General features: G+C 67.9%; 16 protein-coding genes. 10 read left to right on the top strand and 6 right to left on the bottom strand.

Annotated elements, in window-relative coordinates:
• From ABZ382_RS20500 to ABZ382_RS20510, 3 genes are all read left to right on the top strand, one after another.
• Nucleotides 1-1,620: a cytochrome c biogenesis protein ResB gene (locus tag ABZ382_RS20500; RefSeq protein WP_357090990.1), complete on the top strand. Its 1,620-nt coding sequence runs from the start codon at nucleotides 1-3 to the stop codon at nucleotides 1,618-1,620.
• Nucleotides 1,620-2,609: a c-type cytochrome biogenesis protein CcsB gene (ccsB, locus tag ABZ382_RS20505; RefSeq protein WP_357090992.1), complete on the top strand. Its 990-nt coding sequence runs from the start codon at nucleotides 1,620-1,622 to the stop codon at nucleotides 2,607-2,609. The genes ABZ382_RS20500 and ccsB overlap by 1 nt, the downstream gene beginning before the upstream one ends.
• Before the next feature lie 141 nt (nucleotides 2,610-2,750).
• The gene (locus ABZ382_RS20510) at nucleotides 2,751-3,941 is read left to right on the top strand and encodes a Rieske 2Fe-2S domain-containing protein (protein ID WP_357090994.1); all 1,191 of its coding nucleotides are present in this window, start codon (nucleotides 2,751-2,753) and stop codon (nucleotides 3,939-3,941) included.
• Between the two features lie 8 nt (nucleotides 3,942-3,949).
• Here the strand turns inward: ABZ382_RS20510 and ABZ382_RS20515 are convergent, their stop codons facing one another.
• The 3 genes from ABZ382_RS20515 to ABZ382_RS20525 all read right to left on the bottom strand — a co-directional run bounded on the left by ABZ382_RS20515 (nucleotide 3,950) and on the right by ABZ382_RS20525 (nucleotide 4,826).
• Complete coding sequence (locus tag ABZ382_RS20515; RefSeq protein WP_357090996.1) at nucleotides 3,950-4,150, bottom strand: hypothetical protein; 201 nt, start codon at nucleotides 4,148-4,150, stop codon at nucleotides 3,950-3,952.
• A 174-nt stretch (nucleotides 4,151-4,324) separates the two neighbouring features.
• The gene (locus ABZ382_RS20520; RefSeq protein WP_357090998.1) at nucleotides 4,325-4,513 is read right to left on the bottom strand and encodes a hypothetical protein; all 189 of its coding nucleotides are present in this window, start codon (nucleotides 4,511-4,513) and stop codon (nucleotides 4,325-4,327) included.
• Between the two features lie 82 nt (nucleotides 4,514-4,595).
• Entirely contained in the window at nucleotides 4,596-4,826 is a 231-nt protein-coding gene (locus ABZ382_RS20525; protein WP_213559159.1) for a BldC family transcriptional regulator, read from the bottom strand.
• 253 nt (nucleotides 4,827-5,079) lie between these two features.
• Here ABZ382_RS20525 and ABZ382_RS20530 point away from each other — a divergent pair, with 253 nt between their 5' ends.
• Nucleotides 5,080-5,391: a DUF4229 domain-containing protein gene (locus ABZ382_RS20530; RefSeq protein ID WP_357091000.1), complete on the top strand. Its 312-nt coding sequence runs from the start codon at nucleotides 5,080-5,082 to the stop codon at nucleotides 5,389-5,391.
• The gene (locus ABZ382_RS20535) at nucleotides 5,388-6,473 is read left to right on the top strand and encodes a PLP-dependent cysteine synthase family protein (protein ID WP_357091002.1); all 1,086 of its coding nucleotides are present in this window, start codon (nucleotides 5,388-5,390) and stop codon (nucleotides 6,471-6,473) included. Before ABZ382_RS20530 ends, ABZ382_RS20535 begins: the two co-directional genes overlap by 4 nt.
• A 38-nt stretch (nucleotides 6,474-6,511) precedes the next feature.
• On the opposite strand, the gene ABZ382_RS20540 is transcribed toward ABZ382_RS20535, so the two are convergent.
• Nucleotides 6,512-7,396, bottom strand: a complete 885-nt coding sequence (locus ABZ382_RS20540; RefSeq protein WP_357091004.1) for a helix-turn-helix domain-containing protein — start codon at nucleotides 7,394-7,396, stop codon at nucleotides 6,512-6,514.
• Nucleotides 7,397-7,567: 171 nt separating this feature from the next.
• On the opposite strand from ABZ382_RS20540, the gene ABZ382_RS20545 reads away from it, so the two are divergent.
• The 4 genes from ABZ382_RS20545 to ABZ382_RS20560 all read left to right on the top strand — a co-directional run bounded on the left by ABZ382_RS20545 (nucleotide 7,568) and on the right by ABZ382_RS20560 (nucleotide 9,153).
• Nucleotides 7,568-7,825, top strand: a complete 258-nt coding sequence (locus ABZ382_RS20545; RefSeq protein ID WP_357091005.1) for a hypothetical protein — start codon at nucleotides 7,568-7,570, stop codon at nucleotides 7,823-7,825.
• A gap of 68 nt (nucleotides 7,826-7,893) precedes the next feature.
• Nucleotides 7,894-8,115 (top strand): helix-turn-helix domain-containing protein, encoded by a 222-nt coding sequence (locus ABZ382_RS20550; RefSeq protein ID WP_147207290.1) that lies wholly within the window; start codon nucleotides 7,894-7,896, stop codon nucleotides 8,113-8,115.
• A complete protein-coding gene (locus ABZ382_RS20555; RefSeq protein WP_357091007.1) occupies nucleotides 8,115-8,705 on the top strand; it encodes a Clp protease N-terminal domain-containing protein in 591 nt (196 codons plus the stop codon). Before ABZ382_RS20550 ends, ABZ382_RS20555 begins: the two co-directional genes overlap by 1 nt.
• A 67-nt stretch (nucleotides 8,706-8,772) precedes the next feature.
• Nucleotides 8,773-9,153 (top strand): phage holin family protein, encoded by a 381-nt coding sequence (locus tag ABZ382_RS20560; RefSeq protein WP_357091009.1) that lies wholly within the window; start codon nucleotides 8,773-8,775, stop codon nucleotides 9,151-9,153.
• Nucleotides 9,154-9,170: 17 nt separating this feature from the next.
• Here ABZ382_RS20560 and ABZ382_RS20565 read toward each other — a convergent pair whose 3' ends face one another.
• On the bottom strand, nucleotides 9,171-10,040 hold the full coding sequence (locus tag ABZ382_RS20565; RefSeq protein WP_357091011.1) for a 1,4-dihydroxy-2-naphthoate polyprenyltransferase: 870 nt from the start codon (nucleotides 10,038-10,040) through the stop codon (nucleotides 9,171-9,173).
• 60 nt (nucleotides 10,041-10,100) lie between these two features.
• The gene (locus ABZ382_RS20570; RefSeq protein WP_357091013.1) at nucleotides 10,101-10,556 is read right to left on the bottom strand and encodes an SRPBCC family protein; all 456 of its coding nucleotides are present in this window, start codon (nucleotides 10,554-10,556) and stop codon (nucleotides 10,101-10,103) included.
• A 149-nt stretch (nucleotides 10,557-10,705) separates the two neighbouring features.
• On the opposite strand from ABZ382_RS20570, the gene ABZ382_RS20575 reads away from it, so the two are divergent.
• Complete coding sequence (locus ABZ382_RS20575; RefSeq protein ID WP_357091015.1) at nucleotides 10,706-14,308, top strand: BTAD domain-containing putative transcriptional regulator; 3,603 nt, start codon at nucleotides 10,706-10,708, stop codon at nucleotides 14,306-14,308.
• Nucleotides 14,309-14,346 lie beyond the last annotated feature (38 nt).

The raw sequence follows: 14,346 nt of genomic DNA on the forward strand, positions 1-14,346 counted from the left end.
ATGACTGCCACCATCGAAACCCCCAGCGCCCCCACCCGTCCGCCGCGTCAGTCGCCGCTGCGCCGCGTCCTCGGTCTGCTCCGCAACACCTGGCGCGGTCTGACCAGCATGCGCACCGCGCTCATGCTGCTGTTCCTGCTGGCCCTGGCCGCCATTCCGGGCGCGCTGCTGCCGCAGCGCAGCCTCAACGCGGGCAAGGTCGACGACTACATCCGCAATCGCGCGACCCTGGGTCCGTGGATGGACCGGCTGCAGCTGTTCGACGTGTTCTCCAGCTTCTGGTTCACGGCCGTCTACGTGCTGCTGTTCGTATCGCTGGTGGGCTGCATCCTGCCGCGCTGCGTGGACCACTACCGGGCCTTGCGCGCGCCGCTGACCAAGGCCCCGCGCAACCTGTCCCGCCTGCCGCACCACTGGTCCGGCACCGATGCGGAGACTCCGGAGCAGGTGCTGGACCGGGCCCGCGGCCAGATGCGCGGCTGGCGCACGGTGGTGCAGCCGGGCGATCGAGACGGGGAGCTGACCCTGTCCGCGGAGAAGGGCTATATCCGCGAGCTGGGCAACCTGGTCTTCCACCTCGCGCTGGTGGGCCTGCTGGCGGCGATCGCGATCGGCAAGCTGTTCGGCTACGAGGGCAATGTCGTGGTGCTCGCCAATGACGGCCCCGGCTTCTGCACCACCTCGCCCGCGGTGTTCGACTCGTTCCGTGCGGGCAATGTCAACGACGGCACCGGGCTGACCCCGATGTGCGTGCGGGTCAAGGACTTCAAGGCCGACTACCTGAAGAACGGTCAGGCGGCCATGTTCACCTCGAACATCCAGTACCAGACCGGCGCCGACCTGGCTTCCGGGACGTGGAACGACACCACCATCCAGGTGAACCATCCGCTGCGCGTCGCCGGGGACCGGGTGTACCTGCAGGGCCACGGTTTCGCGCCCAAGTTCACGGTGACCTTCCCGAACGGGCAGACCCGCACCGAGGCCATCCAGTGGAAGCCGGACGATGCCTCCACCTTCCTGTCCTCGGGGGTGCTGCGCGTCGATCCGCCGGGCGGCATGTATCCGAGCGAGGAGGAGCGCCGCAAGCATCAGGTGGCGATCCAGGGCCTGTTCGCGCCGACCGCGCTCATGCACGGCCAGTTGCTCACCTCCCGGTATCCGGCGATGACCGATCCCGCGGTGGCCATCGACATCTACAAGGGCGACACGGGCCTGGACACCGGCCGCGCGCAGTCGCTGTTCGCACTGGATCCGGAGATGATCAAGCAGGGCCGCCTGGTGAAGGAACAGCGGGTGAACCTGAAGCCGGGGGAGACCGCGACCCTGGCCGACGGCACCAAGGTGACCTTCGACGGCGCGGAAGAGTTCGTGAACCTGCAGGTCTCGCACGATCCGGCGCAGCAGTGGGTGCTGGTGTCGGCGTTGACCATGATGGCGGGCTTGCTGGTGTCGCTGCTGGTGAAGCGCCGTCGCATCTGGTTGCGGGTGTACCCCGGCGAGGAGTCCGACGGTGTACGACGTACCGTAGTAGAAATGGGTGGTTTGGCCCGCACCGACCAGGCCGGTTGGGGCGGCGAGTTCGACCGCCTGCGTGAGCGGCTGCTGACGGGAGAGAAGTAATGCCGATCGACGAGAATCTCGCCTCCTACAGCGATCTCGGATTCAAATCGGCCATCGTGATCTACGCGCTGGTCTGGATCATGCTGGTCTGGCAGTTCGCCCTCACCCGTACGGTGCCGACCACCACCCGCGAATTGGTCACCGCCGGTGGCGGTTCCGAGCCGGTCGCCGAGCCGCCCGCGCCGAACGTGCCCGGCAAGGTGGAGTCCCGCGGGGCCGGCCGCCCCTTCTCGGAGCGTCTCGGCAATATGGGCTTCGCGGTCCTGTTCGTCGGCTTCGGCGTGCACGTGGCCTCGATCGTCCTGCGCGGCTTCGCGACCCACCGTTTCCCGCTGGGCAATATGTTCGAGTTCATCTCGATGGCCTGTGCCGCCGCGGTCCTGCTCGGCCTGGTCCTGCTGAACGATCAGCGCTACCGCGGCATGTGGTCCTTCCTGCTGACCCCGGTCCTGATCCTGCTGTTCCTGGCGGGCACCAAGCTGCACGTGGACGCGGCCCCCGTCGTCCCCGCCCTGAAGTCCTACTGGCTCCCGATCCACGTCACCGTGATCTCGATCGGTTCGGGCGTCTTCCTGGTCTCGGGTATCGCGAGCCTGCTGTTCCTGTTCCGCATCTGGCAGCCCGCGGGCGCGGAGGCCGACAACATCTGGGGCCAGCTGGCCCGCCGCCTCCCCGACGCTCAGCTTCTGGACCGCCTGGCCTACCGCACCACCATCATCGGCTTCCCCATCTTCGGCTCCGGCGTCATCCTGGGCGCGATCTGGGCCGAGGCCGCCTGGGGCCGCTTCTGGGGCTGGGACCCGAAGGAGACCTGCTCCTTCATCGCCTGGGTCCTCTACGCCGCCTATCTGCACGCCCGTGCCACCTCCGGCTGGCGTGACACCAAGGCCGCCTGGATCAATATCGCCGGTTTCGTCGCGATGCTCTTCAACCTCTTCATCATCAATATCGTGGTCAGCGGCCTGCACTCGTATGCCGGACTGAACTGATCCAGCTGTTCTCGAAGGCCCCGGCGCATCCGCGCCGGGGCCTTCTTCGTGCTGGCACTACCCCTGAGTGCTGTTGCGCTGTACGGTATTAAGCGACAGTGATTAGAACACGTTCTAGTTTTCAGTGAAGGGGAGCTCGACATGGCAGTGACGCCGGAGGGCCGGGTTCGCAAGGTGCGCGAGATCGACGTGGGCGAGGCGCCCTCGCGGTACGCGCGAGGATGGCACTGCCTCGGACTGGCCGGCACGTTCCGCGACGGTAAGCCGCATCAGGTTTCGGCCTTCGGGACCAAGCTGGTGATCTTCGCCGACAGCAAGAACGAACTGCACGTGCTCGACTCGTACTGCCGCCACCTCGGCGGCGATCTGAGCATGGGTGAGGTCAAGGGCGACTCCATCGCCTGCCCGTTCCACGACTGGCGCTGGGGCGGCAACGGCAAGTGCACCGGCATCCCGTATGCCCGCCGCGTGCCCCCGCTGGCCCGCACGCGCTCGTGGATCACCTTGGAGCGCAACGGACAGCTGTTCGTGTGGCACGACCACGAGGGCAACCCGCCCACCGACGAGGTGACGATCCCCTACATCGAGGGTCCGTTCACCGACGCCGAGGGCAACGGCCTGGAGACGATCGGCGACGGCTGGACCGACTGGACCTGGGAGTCCATGATCATCGAGGGCTCCAACTGCCGCGAGATCATCGACAACGTGGTCGACATGGCCCACTTCTTCTACATCCACTACGCGTACCCGACGTACTTCAAGAACGTCTTCGAGGGCCATGTCGCGACCCAGTACCTGGACTCCACGGCCCGCCCGGACAAGGGCATGGCCACCCAGTACGGCGGCGACTCCACCCTGAAGTCGGTGGCCTCGTACTTCGGCCCGTCGTACATGGTCAATCCGCTGATCAACAACTACAGCGGCTTCGAGCTCGAGACCGTGCTGATCAACTGCCACTACCCGATCTCGCAGGACGCCTTCGTGCTGCAGTACGGCATGTCGGTGCGCAAGCCGCAGGGTGTGGACGACGCCCAGGCCGACAAGATCGCCAAGAAGATGACCAAGGGCATCGGCGACGGCTTCCTGCAGGATGTCGAGATCTGGAAGCACAAGTCCAAGATCGAGAACCCGCTGCTGACCGAGGAGGACGGCCCGGTCTACCAGTTGCGCCGCTGGTACGACCAGTTCTATGTGGACGTCGCCGATATCGACCCGAAGTCGGTGCAGCGCTTCGAGTTCGAGGTCGACACCACCAAGGCGAACGAGGCCTGGGAGGCCGAGGTCGCCGAGAACCTGCGCCGCAAGGCGGAGGAGGACGCCCTCAGCCACTGAGGGTTTGCTCAGCCGGGCTCGTACTCGCCTAGTTCGACGTCGGTCATACGCACCTGACCCCGGGTCAGCGGCTCGTAGTCCGCGCCCGATTCCTCACGGATCAGGTGCATGTCCGATAGTTGCCCGTGCCGCTCGGCTCGCCGTGCGGCGGCTCGTTCGTCCCCGGCTTTGCGCCGGGCGTCCTGCGACAGGTTCTGTTCACGCTCCATCAGGCACCTCCGGATGGGCCCCGCTGTGGAACCGGACTTGCCCCAGTATGCGCGTGTCGGGCGCGGACCAGGCCCGGAAAAAACGACGATCCCCCGTGGGCTGCGCCGAAGCGGTTCCACGGGGGACGGTCACATATATCGCTATGGCTACTTCATTGGCGGAACTTCGGTGAATCAGGTGGATTCGCCGTCGCGATGCTCCCGGGAGAGCCTGGCGAGGAAATCCGGATCGTCTTCGGGACCGATAATGCGGTTGCGCCGAGCTGGTGCTGGGCCGGTGCCGGCCGATCGCTGGGGTCCGAAGGCCTTCCAGCACAGCATCGCGACGGTCACTACCGCGATGAGTGCCAACAGGTACGCCACGTCGCTCACCTCCTGACTTCGAGGGTAATCCGAGCGCGTACCCGCGGCACGTGAAGCGGGCGGTAATCCGTGAAAATCGGTGCTACACGCGGGCCTCGGTGGTGAGGGACCGCAGGAGTTGCAGAACTTCCGACTCCCGGAACCGGCGGTGACCGCCCGGAGTCCGAAGGGAGCCGAGCCGACCCGCGTGAGCCCACCGGGTCACGGTCTTCGGATCGACATGGAACATGGCAGCGACTTGGCCTGGGGTGAGCAGGGTGTCCTGACCGGTGACGGAACCCAATGCGCGGCTCGCCGCGGTGAACGCAGTCATTCGCAAACCTTTCCGTTTCGACAGATCCCTCATCAGTAGCGACATCGTTGCACTGCACCCCCCGGGTGTTCGAACGGTCTCGCTTTGGTAAAGAGGAAGTAATAGACAAAACGGATATCCGTTATGTGTTTACGGTCACGTTTGGTCGCGTCACAGCGAACGGCCAGCGACATACAGACCGGTTGGCCTGTCTGACCTGGGCGGACGAGGGTCGCGACCGTTTCCCGATCCGCCGTCCCCTAGTCTGGACCGCGTGAGTGAAGCAACCCGACCCGACGGTGCGGGCCGCAGCCTGGCGCGCAATCTGGCCCTCTACACGGTGGCCCGGCTCGGGCTGGTCGCCGTCATCACCGCGATCATCGTGGGCGTCGCGGCCGCGGTGAAGGTGTCCATCCCCCTCATCGTCGCCCTGCTGTTCGCGCTGCTCATCGCCATGCCGCTGTCGCTGGTGCTGTTCAAGAAGCTGCGGACCCAGGTGAATCGGGACATCGCCGCCGTGGACGCCAAGCGCCGCGCCGACCGCGACCAGCTGCGCTCGAGGCTGCAGGGCAAGGGCGAGCAGTGAAACGCTGCGATCGCAGCGCACCCCGGGCCTGGGTGGACAATGCCGTCCGGCTCATCGACGCGGACTCCCAGCGCAGCGCGGACACGCATTTGCTGCGCTACCCGCTGCCCCCGGAGTGGGGCGTTCAGCTGTACCTGAAGGACGAATCCACCCATCCGACGGGCAGTCTCAAGCACCGGCTGGCGAGATCACTGTTCCTCTACGCCATTTGCAACGGCTGGGTCACCGAGGGCACCACGGTGGTCGAGGCTTCGTCAGGATCGACCGCGATCAGCGAGGCCTACTTCGCCAAGATGCTGGGCCTGGACTTCGTGGCCGTGGTCCCGGCGAAGACGTCTCCGGAGAAGCTGGCCCTGATCGAGGCCCAGGGCGGACGCTGTCACCTGGTCGAACGCGCCCCCGACATCTACGCCGAGGCGGCGCGATTGGCGGCCGAGACCGGCGGCCACTATATGGACCAGTTCACCAATGCCGAGCGCGCCACCGACTGGCGCGGCAACAACAACATCGCGGAATCCATCTTCCAGCAGATGACCCTGGAGACCCATCCGGTGCCGGAGTGGGTGGTGGTGGGCGCGGGGACCGGCGGTACCGGCGCGACCATCGGCCGCTACCTGCGCTACAAGCGGCACGAGACCCGGCTGGCGGTGGTGGATCCGGAGAACTCGGCGTTCTACGGCGGTTACGAGCTGGACGACCTGGACTTTCAGACCGGCATGCCGTCCCGGATCGAGGGCATCGGGCGGCCGCGGGTGGAACCGTCGTTCATTCCGACGGTGGTGGACTGCATGATCGAGGTGCCCGACGCGGCCTCGGTGGCGACCACACGGCACGCGAGCACGGTGCTGGGCCGGCGGGTGGGCGGCTCCACGGGCACCAATCTGTGGGGGGCCTTTGCCCTGATTGCCGAGATGATCGCCGCGAACCGTACCGGCAGTGTGGTGACGCTGCTCTGTGATGGCGGAGACCGTTATGCCGGAACCTATTTCAATGACGAATGGGTTGCCGACCAGGGGCTGAGCTTGGCTGAGCCGACCGCGGTGCTGACCGAATTCATCGCCACCGGTACTTGGTCGGGCTAGTTTTCGCACGGCACGACAGGTCGGTCGATATCGATTGGTCACCCATCGGTAAGTTTGCTATCGAGTTGCTGCAATGGGGTCGTGGGCATCGGATCCTTACCCGGCGCAACGTTTTTCGCGCGTCTCGACGGGGTAACGCCACCCTCGGAGGCGTTAATAGCCCTTGACGTTTCGGGGCGCTGCCGCATGACCGGACGGGTCACCGCGGTGGGTCGATCGACCACCGTGCCGAGCACCAGCAGCCACGAATGCAACGTGGACTGGGTGCGCCACATATTGATCCGCATCTCGGTGATGGCCAGTGTGCGCGGATCCCGCACCAACTTGGTGAGATCTCCACGGTCGACCGCGACCGTGTCGGAATGCCATAGCAGCGCGAAGTCCGGATCGGCCAGGCATCGCTCGAGGATCTCGGCGCCGCGGTCCTCCTCGCCGGTGCGGGCGAGCTGCATGCGGAAGCGGCCGACCGCCATACGAACCTCGTTGTCCCAGTTCACCATGACGGTCCGGGAGATCGGATTGAAGAGCAGCCATTCCAGGTAGTTGGACCCGGCCACCAGTTCCGGAAAGAACTCCTGGTGCGCCGCGTTGACGGCGGCGATGTCCCACAGCCCGCTGATGTACGCGCCGATCGCCGGGTTGAGCAGATTCAGGTAGTCCTGGTCGGCCGCGGTCGGCAGGTCGGGTTCGATGCTCGGCAGTGGGCCCTCGGCGAGCACGAGCGCGTACTCGAAGTCGACCGGCGTCAGTTTGAGCGCGGTCGCCAGGGATTCGATGACTCGTCGGGAGGGGTTGGCGCCGCCTTCGATCTTGGTCAGGTAGGGGACCGAGAGGTTGGCCAGCCAGGCCAGTTGGGGACGCGTGAGATTCGCGGTGGTGCGGCGCTGGCGAATGTACTCGCCGAACGTAGGTACTCCATCCATTTACTTAGGCAGACCTTACTTGTATGGCCGTCAGTTACACGCGCGGTTGCCGACGGATACCCGTGTGGTCCCCGCTGGACGGGGGTCCGGGCAGTCCGTTCTGCTCCAATAGTTTGAAACAACAACAAATGGGGAGTCGAGTTGGGGCAGCAACCGCGGTCGGCCGGAGATGTGAATGTCACATTCGGGCCGTGGGTGATCTCATCGGCGCGCGGCAGCGCCGTCACCACGCAGCGCAGCACGAAGATCAACGCCTGGGAGCCGTCCGCGTTCGGTCTCTACAAGGACCGGGACGGCGATCTGTGGGAGAAGCTGCCCGGCGGCTGGCGGCTGCGGCTGCAGAACGGCATCCCGGCCGACCCCGACGAGCTGTGGGACTGGACCGACGGCTGTGTGCGCGACTACGCCCCCTTCGTCCCCTTCCGCTGACGGCGAACACCCCTTCCTGATGTCAATTTTCGTTGACGCGCGATGGATGTCAACGTAAATTGACATTCATGAGTGAAGCAACGACTCTGGCGGCCGCCGCCGGCAGCCCCGACCCCCAGGTCGGGCTCCGCGCGGTGCTCGCACTGCGCCGGTTGCTCGAGCGACTCGAGGCCATCCAGGTCACCAATGCCCGAACACAGGGCTGGTCCTGGCAGGCCATCGCCGACGCGCTCGAGGTCAGCCGGCAGGCGGTCCACCAGAAGTACAACCGGAAGGGCGGTATCCGCTGATGTTCGAACGATTCGCCAAACCCGCCCGCACCGCGGTCGTCCTGGCCCAGGAGGAAGCGCGCGATCTGTGCTCCTCGACCATCGAGGTCGAGCACATGCTGCTCGGGGTGCTCGCCTGCCCCGACGACGGCCTGCGGGAAATCCTTGCGGCGCACGGTCTCACCGCCGACGATGTGCGAGAGGCGCTGGCCCGCAAGCGGACCGGGGAACCGCTCGGCGCCGAGGACGCGGAGGCCCTGCGCTCGATCGGCATCGATCTCGACGCCGTCCGGGAGAGCCTCGAGGCGACCTTCGGCGAGAACGCCCTCGACGAGGCGGCCGTTCCACCCGAGGGATCGCGCTGGCGCAAGTACTGGGGGGCGGAAGGCGGCCCGCGCGGCCACATTCCCTTCACCTCGGATTCGAAGAAGATCGTCGAGCTCTCGCTGCGAGAGGCATTGGCCCACAAGGCCGACCGCATCGAGGCCGGGCACATGGTGCTGGCCGTGCTGCGCGCGCCCAACCCGGTCACCCGCCGCCTGCTCGGCGACGACGACGCGGTCCGCACCCTGCGGGACGCGGTCCAGGGCTACCTGGATCGCGCGGCCTGACCGATGTCACCGTCCGGCCGGTTCGCGATATCCGGCCGGTACGGCGATCTCGCCCTACGATCGGGGCATGACGCTACTGATACGTCTGCTGATCAACGGGGTGGCCATCTGGCTGGCCTCCGTCTGGGTGTCCGATATTCAGATCAAGACCCCGGAAGACACCACGCAGAGCAAGATCCTGGTGATCGCCGCCATCACGGTGGTGTTCGCGATCGTGAACACGTTCGTGAAACCGATCGTGAAGCTGCTCTCGTTCCCGTTCATCGTGGTCTCGCTGGGCCTGTTCCTGCTGGTGATCAACGCGCTCATGCTGTGGCTGACCGCGAAGATCACCGAGACCACGGAGTACGGCCTGCGGGTGGACGGTTTCTGGGCCGCGGTGCTCGGCGGCCTGATCATCACGCTGGTGAACTGGGTGCTCGGCGTCCTGGTCCCCGACGAGGACTGAGCGGACCGCCGCGCGGGTCAGCCGATGGCCAGCGCGGCGCCCACCACGATCGACCAGACCAGCATCGCCTGACCGGTTCCGGCGAGGGCGGGAATCAGACCCGGCCCGTTCGCGCCGGACCGGACCGGCTCATTGGCCTTCACCGCCAGCGGCAGCGCGACCAGCGCGGCCAGCGTCCACGGACTGCGCCAGGCCAGCAGGGCCAGCGCCAGGAACGGGACCAGGATCAGCACCTGGTGCAGGGTGCGGGTGCGGGCGTCGCCCAGCCGTACGGCCAGGGTGAGCTTGCCCGACTCGGTGTCGGTGGGGATGTCGCGCAGATTATTGGTGACCAGCACCGCGCTGGAGAACGCGCCGACCGACACCGCGCACACCAGCCCCGCCCAGTCGACCCGCCCGGCCTGCACGAACTCGGTGCCCAGCACCGCCACCAGGCCGAAGAACACGAACACCGCGATCTCACCGAAGCCGCTGTACCCGTACGGGTTCCGGCCGCCGGTGTAGAACCAGGCCCCGGCCAGGCAGCCCGCGCCGACCAGGATCAGCCACCAGGCGGTGGTGAACACCAGCACCAGCCCGATGATCGCGCCGATCGTGAGGCAGGCGATGGCGGCATTGCGCACCGCGGCCGGGCTCGCGAGCTTGGAGCCGACCAGCCGCAGCGGGCCGACCCGCTCGTCGTCGGTGCCGCGAATGCCGTCGGAGTAGTCGTTGGCGTAGTTGACGCCGATGATGAGCGCCACCGAAAGCAGCAGGCACAGCACCGCTTTCCACCACACGAACCCGCCGATCGAGGCCGCGGCGCCGGTGCCCGCCAGCACCGGGGCGATGGCGTTCGGAAGGGTGCGCGGCCGCGCGCCCTCGATCCACTGTGCTGCTGTAGCCATGCACCGCAGCCTAATGCGAGGGGCGCGGGCCGTGCCCGCCCAGTTCGACAGCGGTGTGGCTCAGGCCTCGGCGGCGGCCTTGAGCTGGGCCAGGCCCTTCTCGAAGTCCTTGCCCACCAGGCGATCCATCGGCATGAGCTTGCCGACGAGAGCCATCAGGCCGTTCTGCTCGCCGCGCATGCGCCAGGTCACGGCGGTGGTGTCGCCCTGCGGGCGGAATTCGAAGGTGACCTGGTTGGTCGCCTTGAACGGCTTCTCGAAGTGCAGTCTGATGCCGATGGCGTCGGCGGTGGCGGAGGTGATCTCCATGTCGCCGCGCCCGGCCTTGCGGTTGCCGTTCCAGAAGTAGCGGGCCCCGATACCGCGGTCGGCCCCGCTGTAGGTGCGTTCCATGGCGGGGTCGGCGTCCTCCCACGGCGACCATGCGCGCCACTGGTGGAAGTCGTCGACGAGCGCCTGAACCTGAGCGGGATCGGCCTTGATGACCGTTTCCCGCTGTATGTCGAATTCGGCCATGCCCAGAGCCTAGGTGCTGCCACCCGCCGACGGCCGACCCTCGGCAAAACCGGTGGCCGCGAGTCCGGTCGCTCGGGTAAGCCGGTACCCGCGCTCGCGGCCCGGCGCGTCCGGCGGCAGCGGGATCGCTCACCTACGATTGGTTGGGAATGAATTCGGAAAAAGGCAGTTCGAGCAGCGCGGGCAGCGCGCGGGTGGCGGATGTGGGCGACTCGATCCTGGTGGCTCTGCTGGGTGAGATCGCCCTGCGCCGCGACGGCGCGCTCACCGCTGTACCCGGAGCCCGGGCCCGGCTGCTGGTGGCGGCCCTGGCCGTGCACCCCGGTCGCAGCCGCAGCGCCCAGGCCCTGATCGACGAGGTGTGGGGCGAGGATCCGCCGCGCGCGCCGATGAACGCCCTGCACACCCAGGTCTCACGGCTGCGTTCGGCGCTGCCCGACGGCGTGCTCGAGATCGGCCCGGCCGGTTACCGGCTCATGCTGACCGCCGACCAGGTCGACCTGAGCCTGGCGCAGTCGCTCGAAAGGCGAGCCCGCCAAGCCCATACCTCCGGTGATTACGCCGCCTGCCTGGAACTGCTGGCCGCCGCCCGCGCCCTGTGGCGCGGCGAACCCGGCGCGGACCTGCCGCCCGGACCGGTCGCCGAGGACCTGGCCGCCCAGGCCGCGACCCGCCGCCGCGCCCTGGACACGCTCGAACTGACCGCCCGCGAGGCCATCGGCGACCTGCCCGCCGCCATCGAACTGGCCCAGCACGCCGTGGCCGCCGACCCGTTCGACGAGCCCGCGCACGCCACCCTCATGCGCCTGCTGGCGACGGCGGGCCGCGTCAACGAGGCCCTCGACGTCTTCGCGACACTCCGCACCCGACTGGTCGACCAGCTCGGCGCGGACCCGGGCCCCGCGCTGGTGGCGCTCAACACCGCCATCCTGCGCGGCGAACCCCTCCCTGGCGGACCGGACACGAGAATCATTGCGGTCCCCGGCTATTCGGCCGACGACAGCGATCCGTCGATCCAGGGCCATGTCGCGGGGCGCGGCAACGCAGCGGGTCACGGGCCCGGCTCGATGCGCGGGGCGCCCGAACCCACGGACCACGACCGCCTCGGCCGCCGGCACGGCAATGGCTCCGGGCTGATCGCGGTTCGCGCGCAGGAGGATTCGGGCTCGGCCCTCGCCGATACGCCGGTGACCGCCGGACAGGTGCGTTCCCTGCGCCGGGTGCTGGGCGCACAGCACGCCGCGGGCGCGCGGGAACCGGTGGGGGAGACCGCCATCGGCCTGCGGGTCGCGCCGAATCCGCTGCTGGGCCGCGAATCCGATCTGGAGCGGCTCGAGCAGTTGGTCCGGACCTCCCGGGTGACCACGGTGCTCGGCCCGGGCGGCACCGGCAAGACCCGCGTCGCCAATGAGCTGGGCGCGCGCCTGTCCCACGACACCGCGGTGGCGCTGGTGGAATTGGCGTCGCTGCGAGCCGATCCGGCGGGCGCGGCCAACACCCGCGCCGAGATCGAGGTCGCCATCGCGACCACCCTCGGCGTCACCGATGTGCCCCAGACGAATATGCTGCTCCAGCAGCGCAGCCGGGATATCGGTCAGCGGCTGCGGGAGGCGCTCGCGGTGCGGCCGACCCTGCTCATCCTGGACAACTGCGAGCACCTGATCGAGCCGGTGGCCGAACTGGTGGCGGATCTGGTCGGCGCCAGTGATCAGCTGACCGTGCTCACCACCAGTCGCGCGCCCCTGGAGATCACCGCCGAGGCGGTGTATCCGTTGCCGCCGTTGACGATCGACCCCGCCGGTTCGCCCGCGACCGAACTGTTCGAGGCCCGCGCCCGCTCGGTGCGCCCGTCGGTGCGGCTGGATCCCGAAGTGGTGGCTCGGCTCTGCCGCACCCTGGACGGCCTGCCGCTGGCCATCGAATTGGCGGCGGCGCGGGTGCGCACCATGAGCGTGGAGGAGATCGAGTCCCGCCTCGATCATCGATTCACCTTGCTGCGCAGCGGTGATCGCAGTTCGCCGCAGCGGCACCGCACCCTGTACGCGGTGATCGAGTGGAGCTGGAACCTGCTCGACGAGTCGCAGCGGGTGGCGCTGCGCCGATTGTGCCGTTTCCCCGCGGGTTTCACCCTCGACGCCGCCGAGACGGTGCTCTCCGGACCCGAGATCGACGATGTCCCCCAGGCCGTCGACGGTCTGGTGAGCCAATCCCTGCTGACGGTGCTGGAGGACGAACAGGGCGGCACCCGCTACCGGATGCTGGAGACGGTTCGGGAATTCGGCGACGAGCAGCTCGCACTCACCGGTGAGGCCGGTCCGCTGATGGACCGGATGTCGGAGTGGGCCAGGGCTTTCGCGGTGGAGACGGTGGCCGGTTATCAATCGCCCGATCAGATCTCCACCGTGCTGACCCTGTCCGACGAACAGGACAACCTGGTCGCGGTGCTGCGGCACGCTGTCGAGCGCCGGGACGCGGCCGTGGTGCACACGGTGTTCCCGGTGCTGGCGGGATTGTGGGTGCTGCGCGGCGCGCACATGGAGTTGATCAGTTGGTCGCGGCGGATCATGACGGTGCCGCCCCGCGTTCGCCCGCCGGTCGCCGCGGAGACCGATCTGCAGGTGCTGGGCAATCTGATGCTGGGCCTGCACATGCTTTTCGGCAATCCCGAGCTGCGCGAGGTGGCGACGGTCCGCAGCTGGATCCGCCGCACCCTGAGCTCCGGCGCTCCGATGAGTCCGGTGTTCCGTTTTCTCGGCGAACTGGTGACGCGGTCGTACACCACGATGCGGCTGGCCAGGCGGCTGGCCTACGGCACGCGGTCGAGCGATCAGCAGATCCAGGTCACGGCATTGTTGTTGCGCGCCAACCTGTGTGAGAACAGCGGCATCGTGTACGGCTCGATCCGTGACGCCGAGACCGCCATGCGGATCAATGCCGATCGTGACATCTGGAACTCGGCGATGACCTCCCAGCACCTGGGCAGCTTGCACGGCCAGTCGGGCCGGTACCCGGCGGCGGTCGGCTACTACCGCCGGACCGTCGAGCTCATGGAGGAGTTCCGGGCCTGGGACGAGAGCGTCGAGATGCGCAGCTATCTGGCCGTGGCGTTGGCAGGTTCGGGCGAACCGGCGGCGGCGCGGCGGGCATTGGAGCCGGTGCTGGGCTCCTACGGCGGCATTCCCGCGGTCGATGCCCCCGTGACCCAGCCGAATCACCGGCTGGCGGTGGTGGCGGCCGCTCTGGCGGAAGTCGAACTCGTCGAAGGCGACACCGACACCGGGTTACGCCGGTTCCGGCAGGTGCTGCCCTTGCTGGACTGGCCGGAGAGCGTCACCGTGCCCGGCCCCGGCGACATGATCCTGGCCTCGGTGACCATCGACGCGCATGTCCTGCACGGCCGGGCGGATCTGGTCCGCCGGATGGCCGCCGAGTTGGTCGACATCGCGGTCCGCAAGCTGGGCCAGTACTGGGATCTGCCGCAGCTGGGTTCGGTGGCGTGCGCGGTCGGCAGTTGCCTGCTGGCCACCGGTTCGGAGGTCGATCGTGGTCTGGAGCTGCTGGCGTTGTCGCAGCGGGTCTTCGGTCGCCAGGACTATCCCTCCATGCGCTGGACCCGGCACCTCGACCTGCACCGCTCGACCCTGGGCGACGAGCGGCTGGACGCCGCGCTGCACTCGGTCACGGGGCTGCGCCGCCGCAAGGCCGCCGAGCGCATCATCGAGCTCCTGGGCGAGCTCGACGGCGTGCTCTGAACCCGGACACACGAAAAACGCCCGCCCACCGGAGTTCC

It is taken from the genome of Nocardia sp. NPDC005825, assembly GCF_040630175.1.
In the GTDB taxonomy this organism is placed as follows: domain Bacteria; phylum Actinomycetota; class Actinomycetes; order Mycobacteriales; family Mycobacteriaceae; genus Nocardia.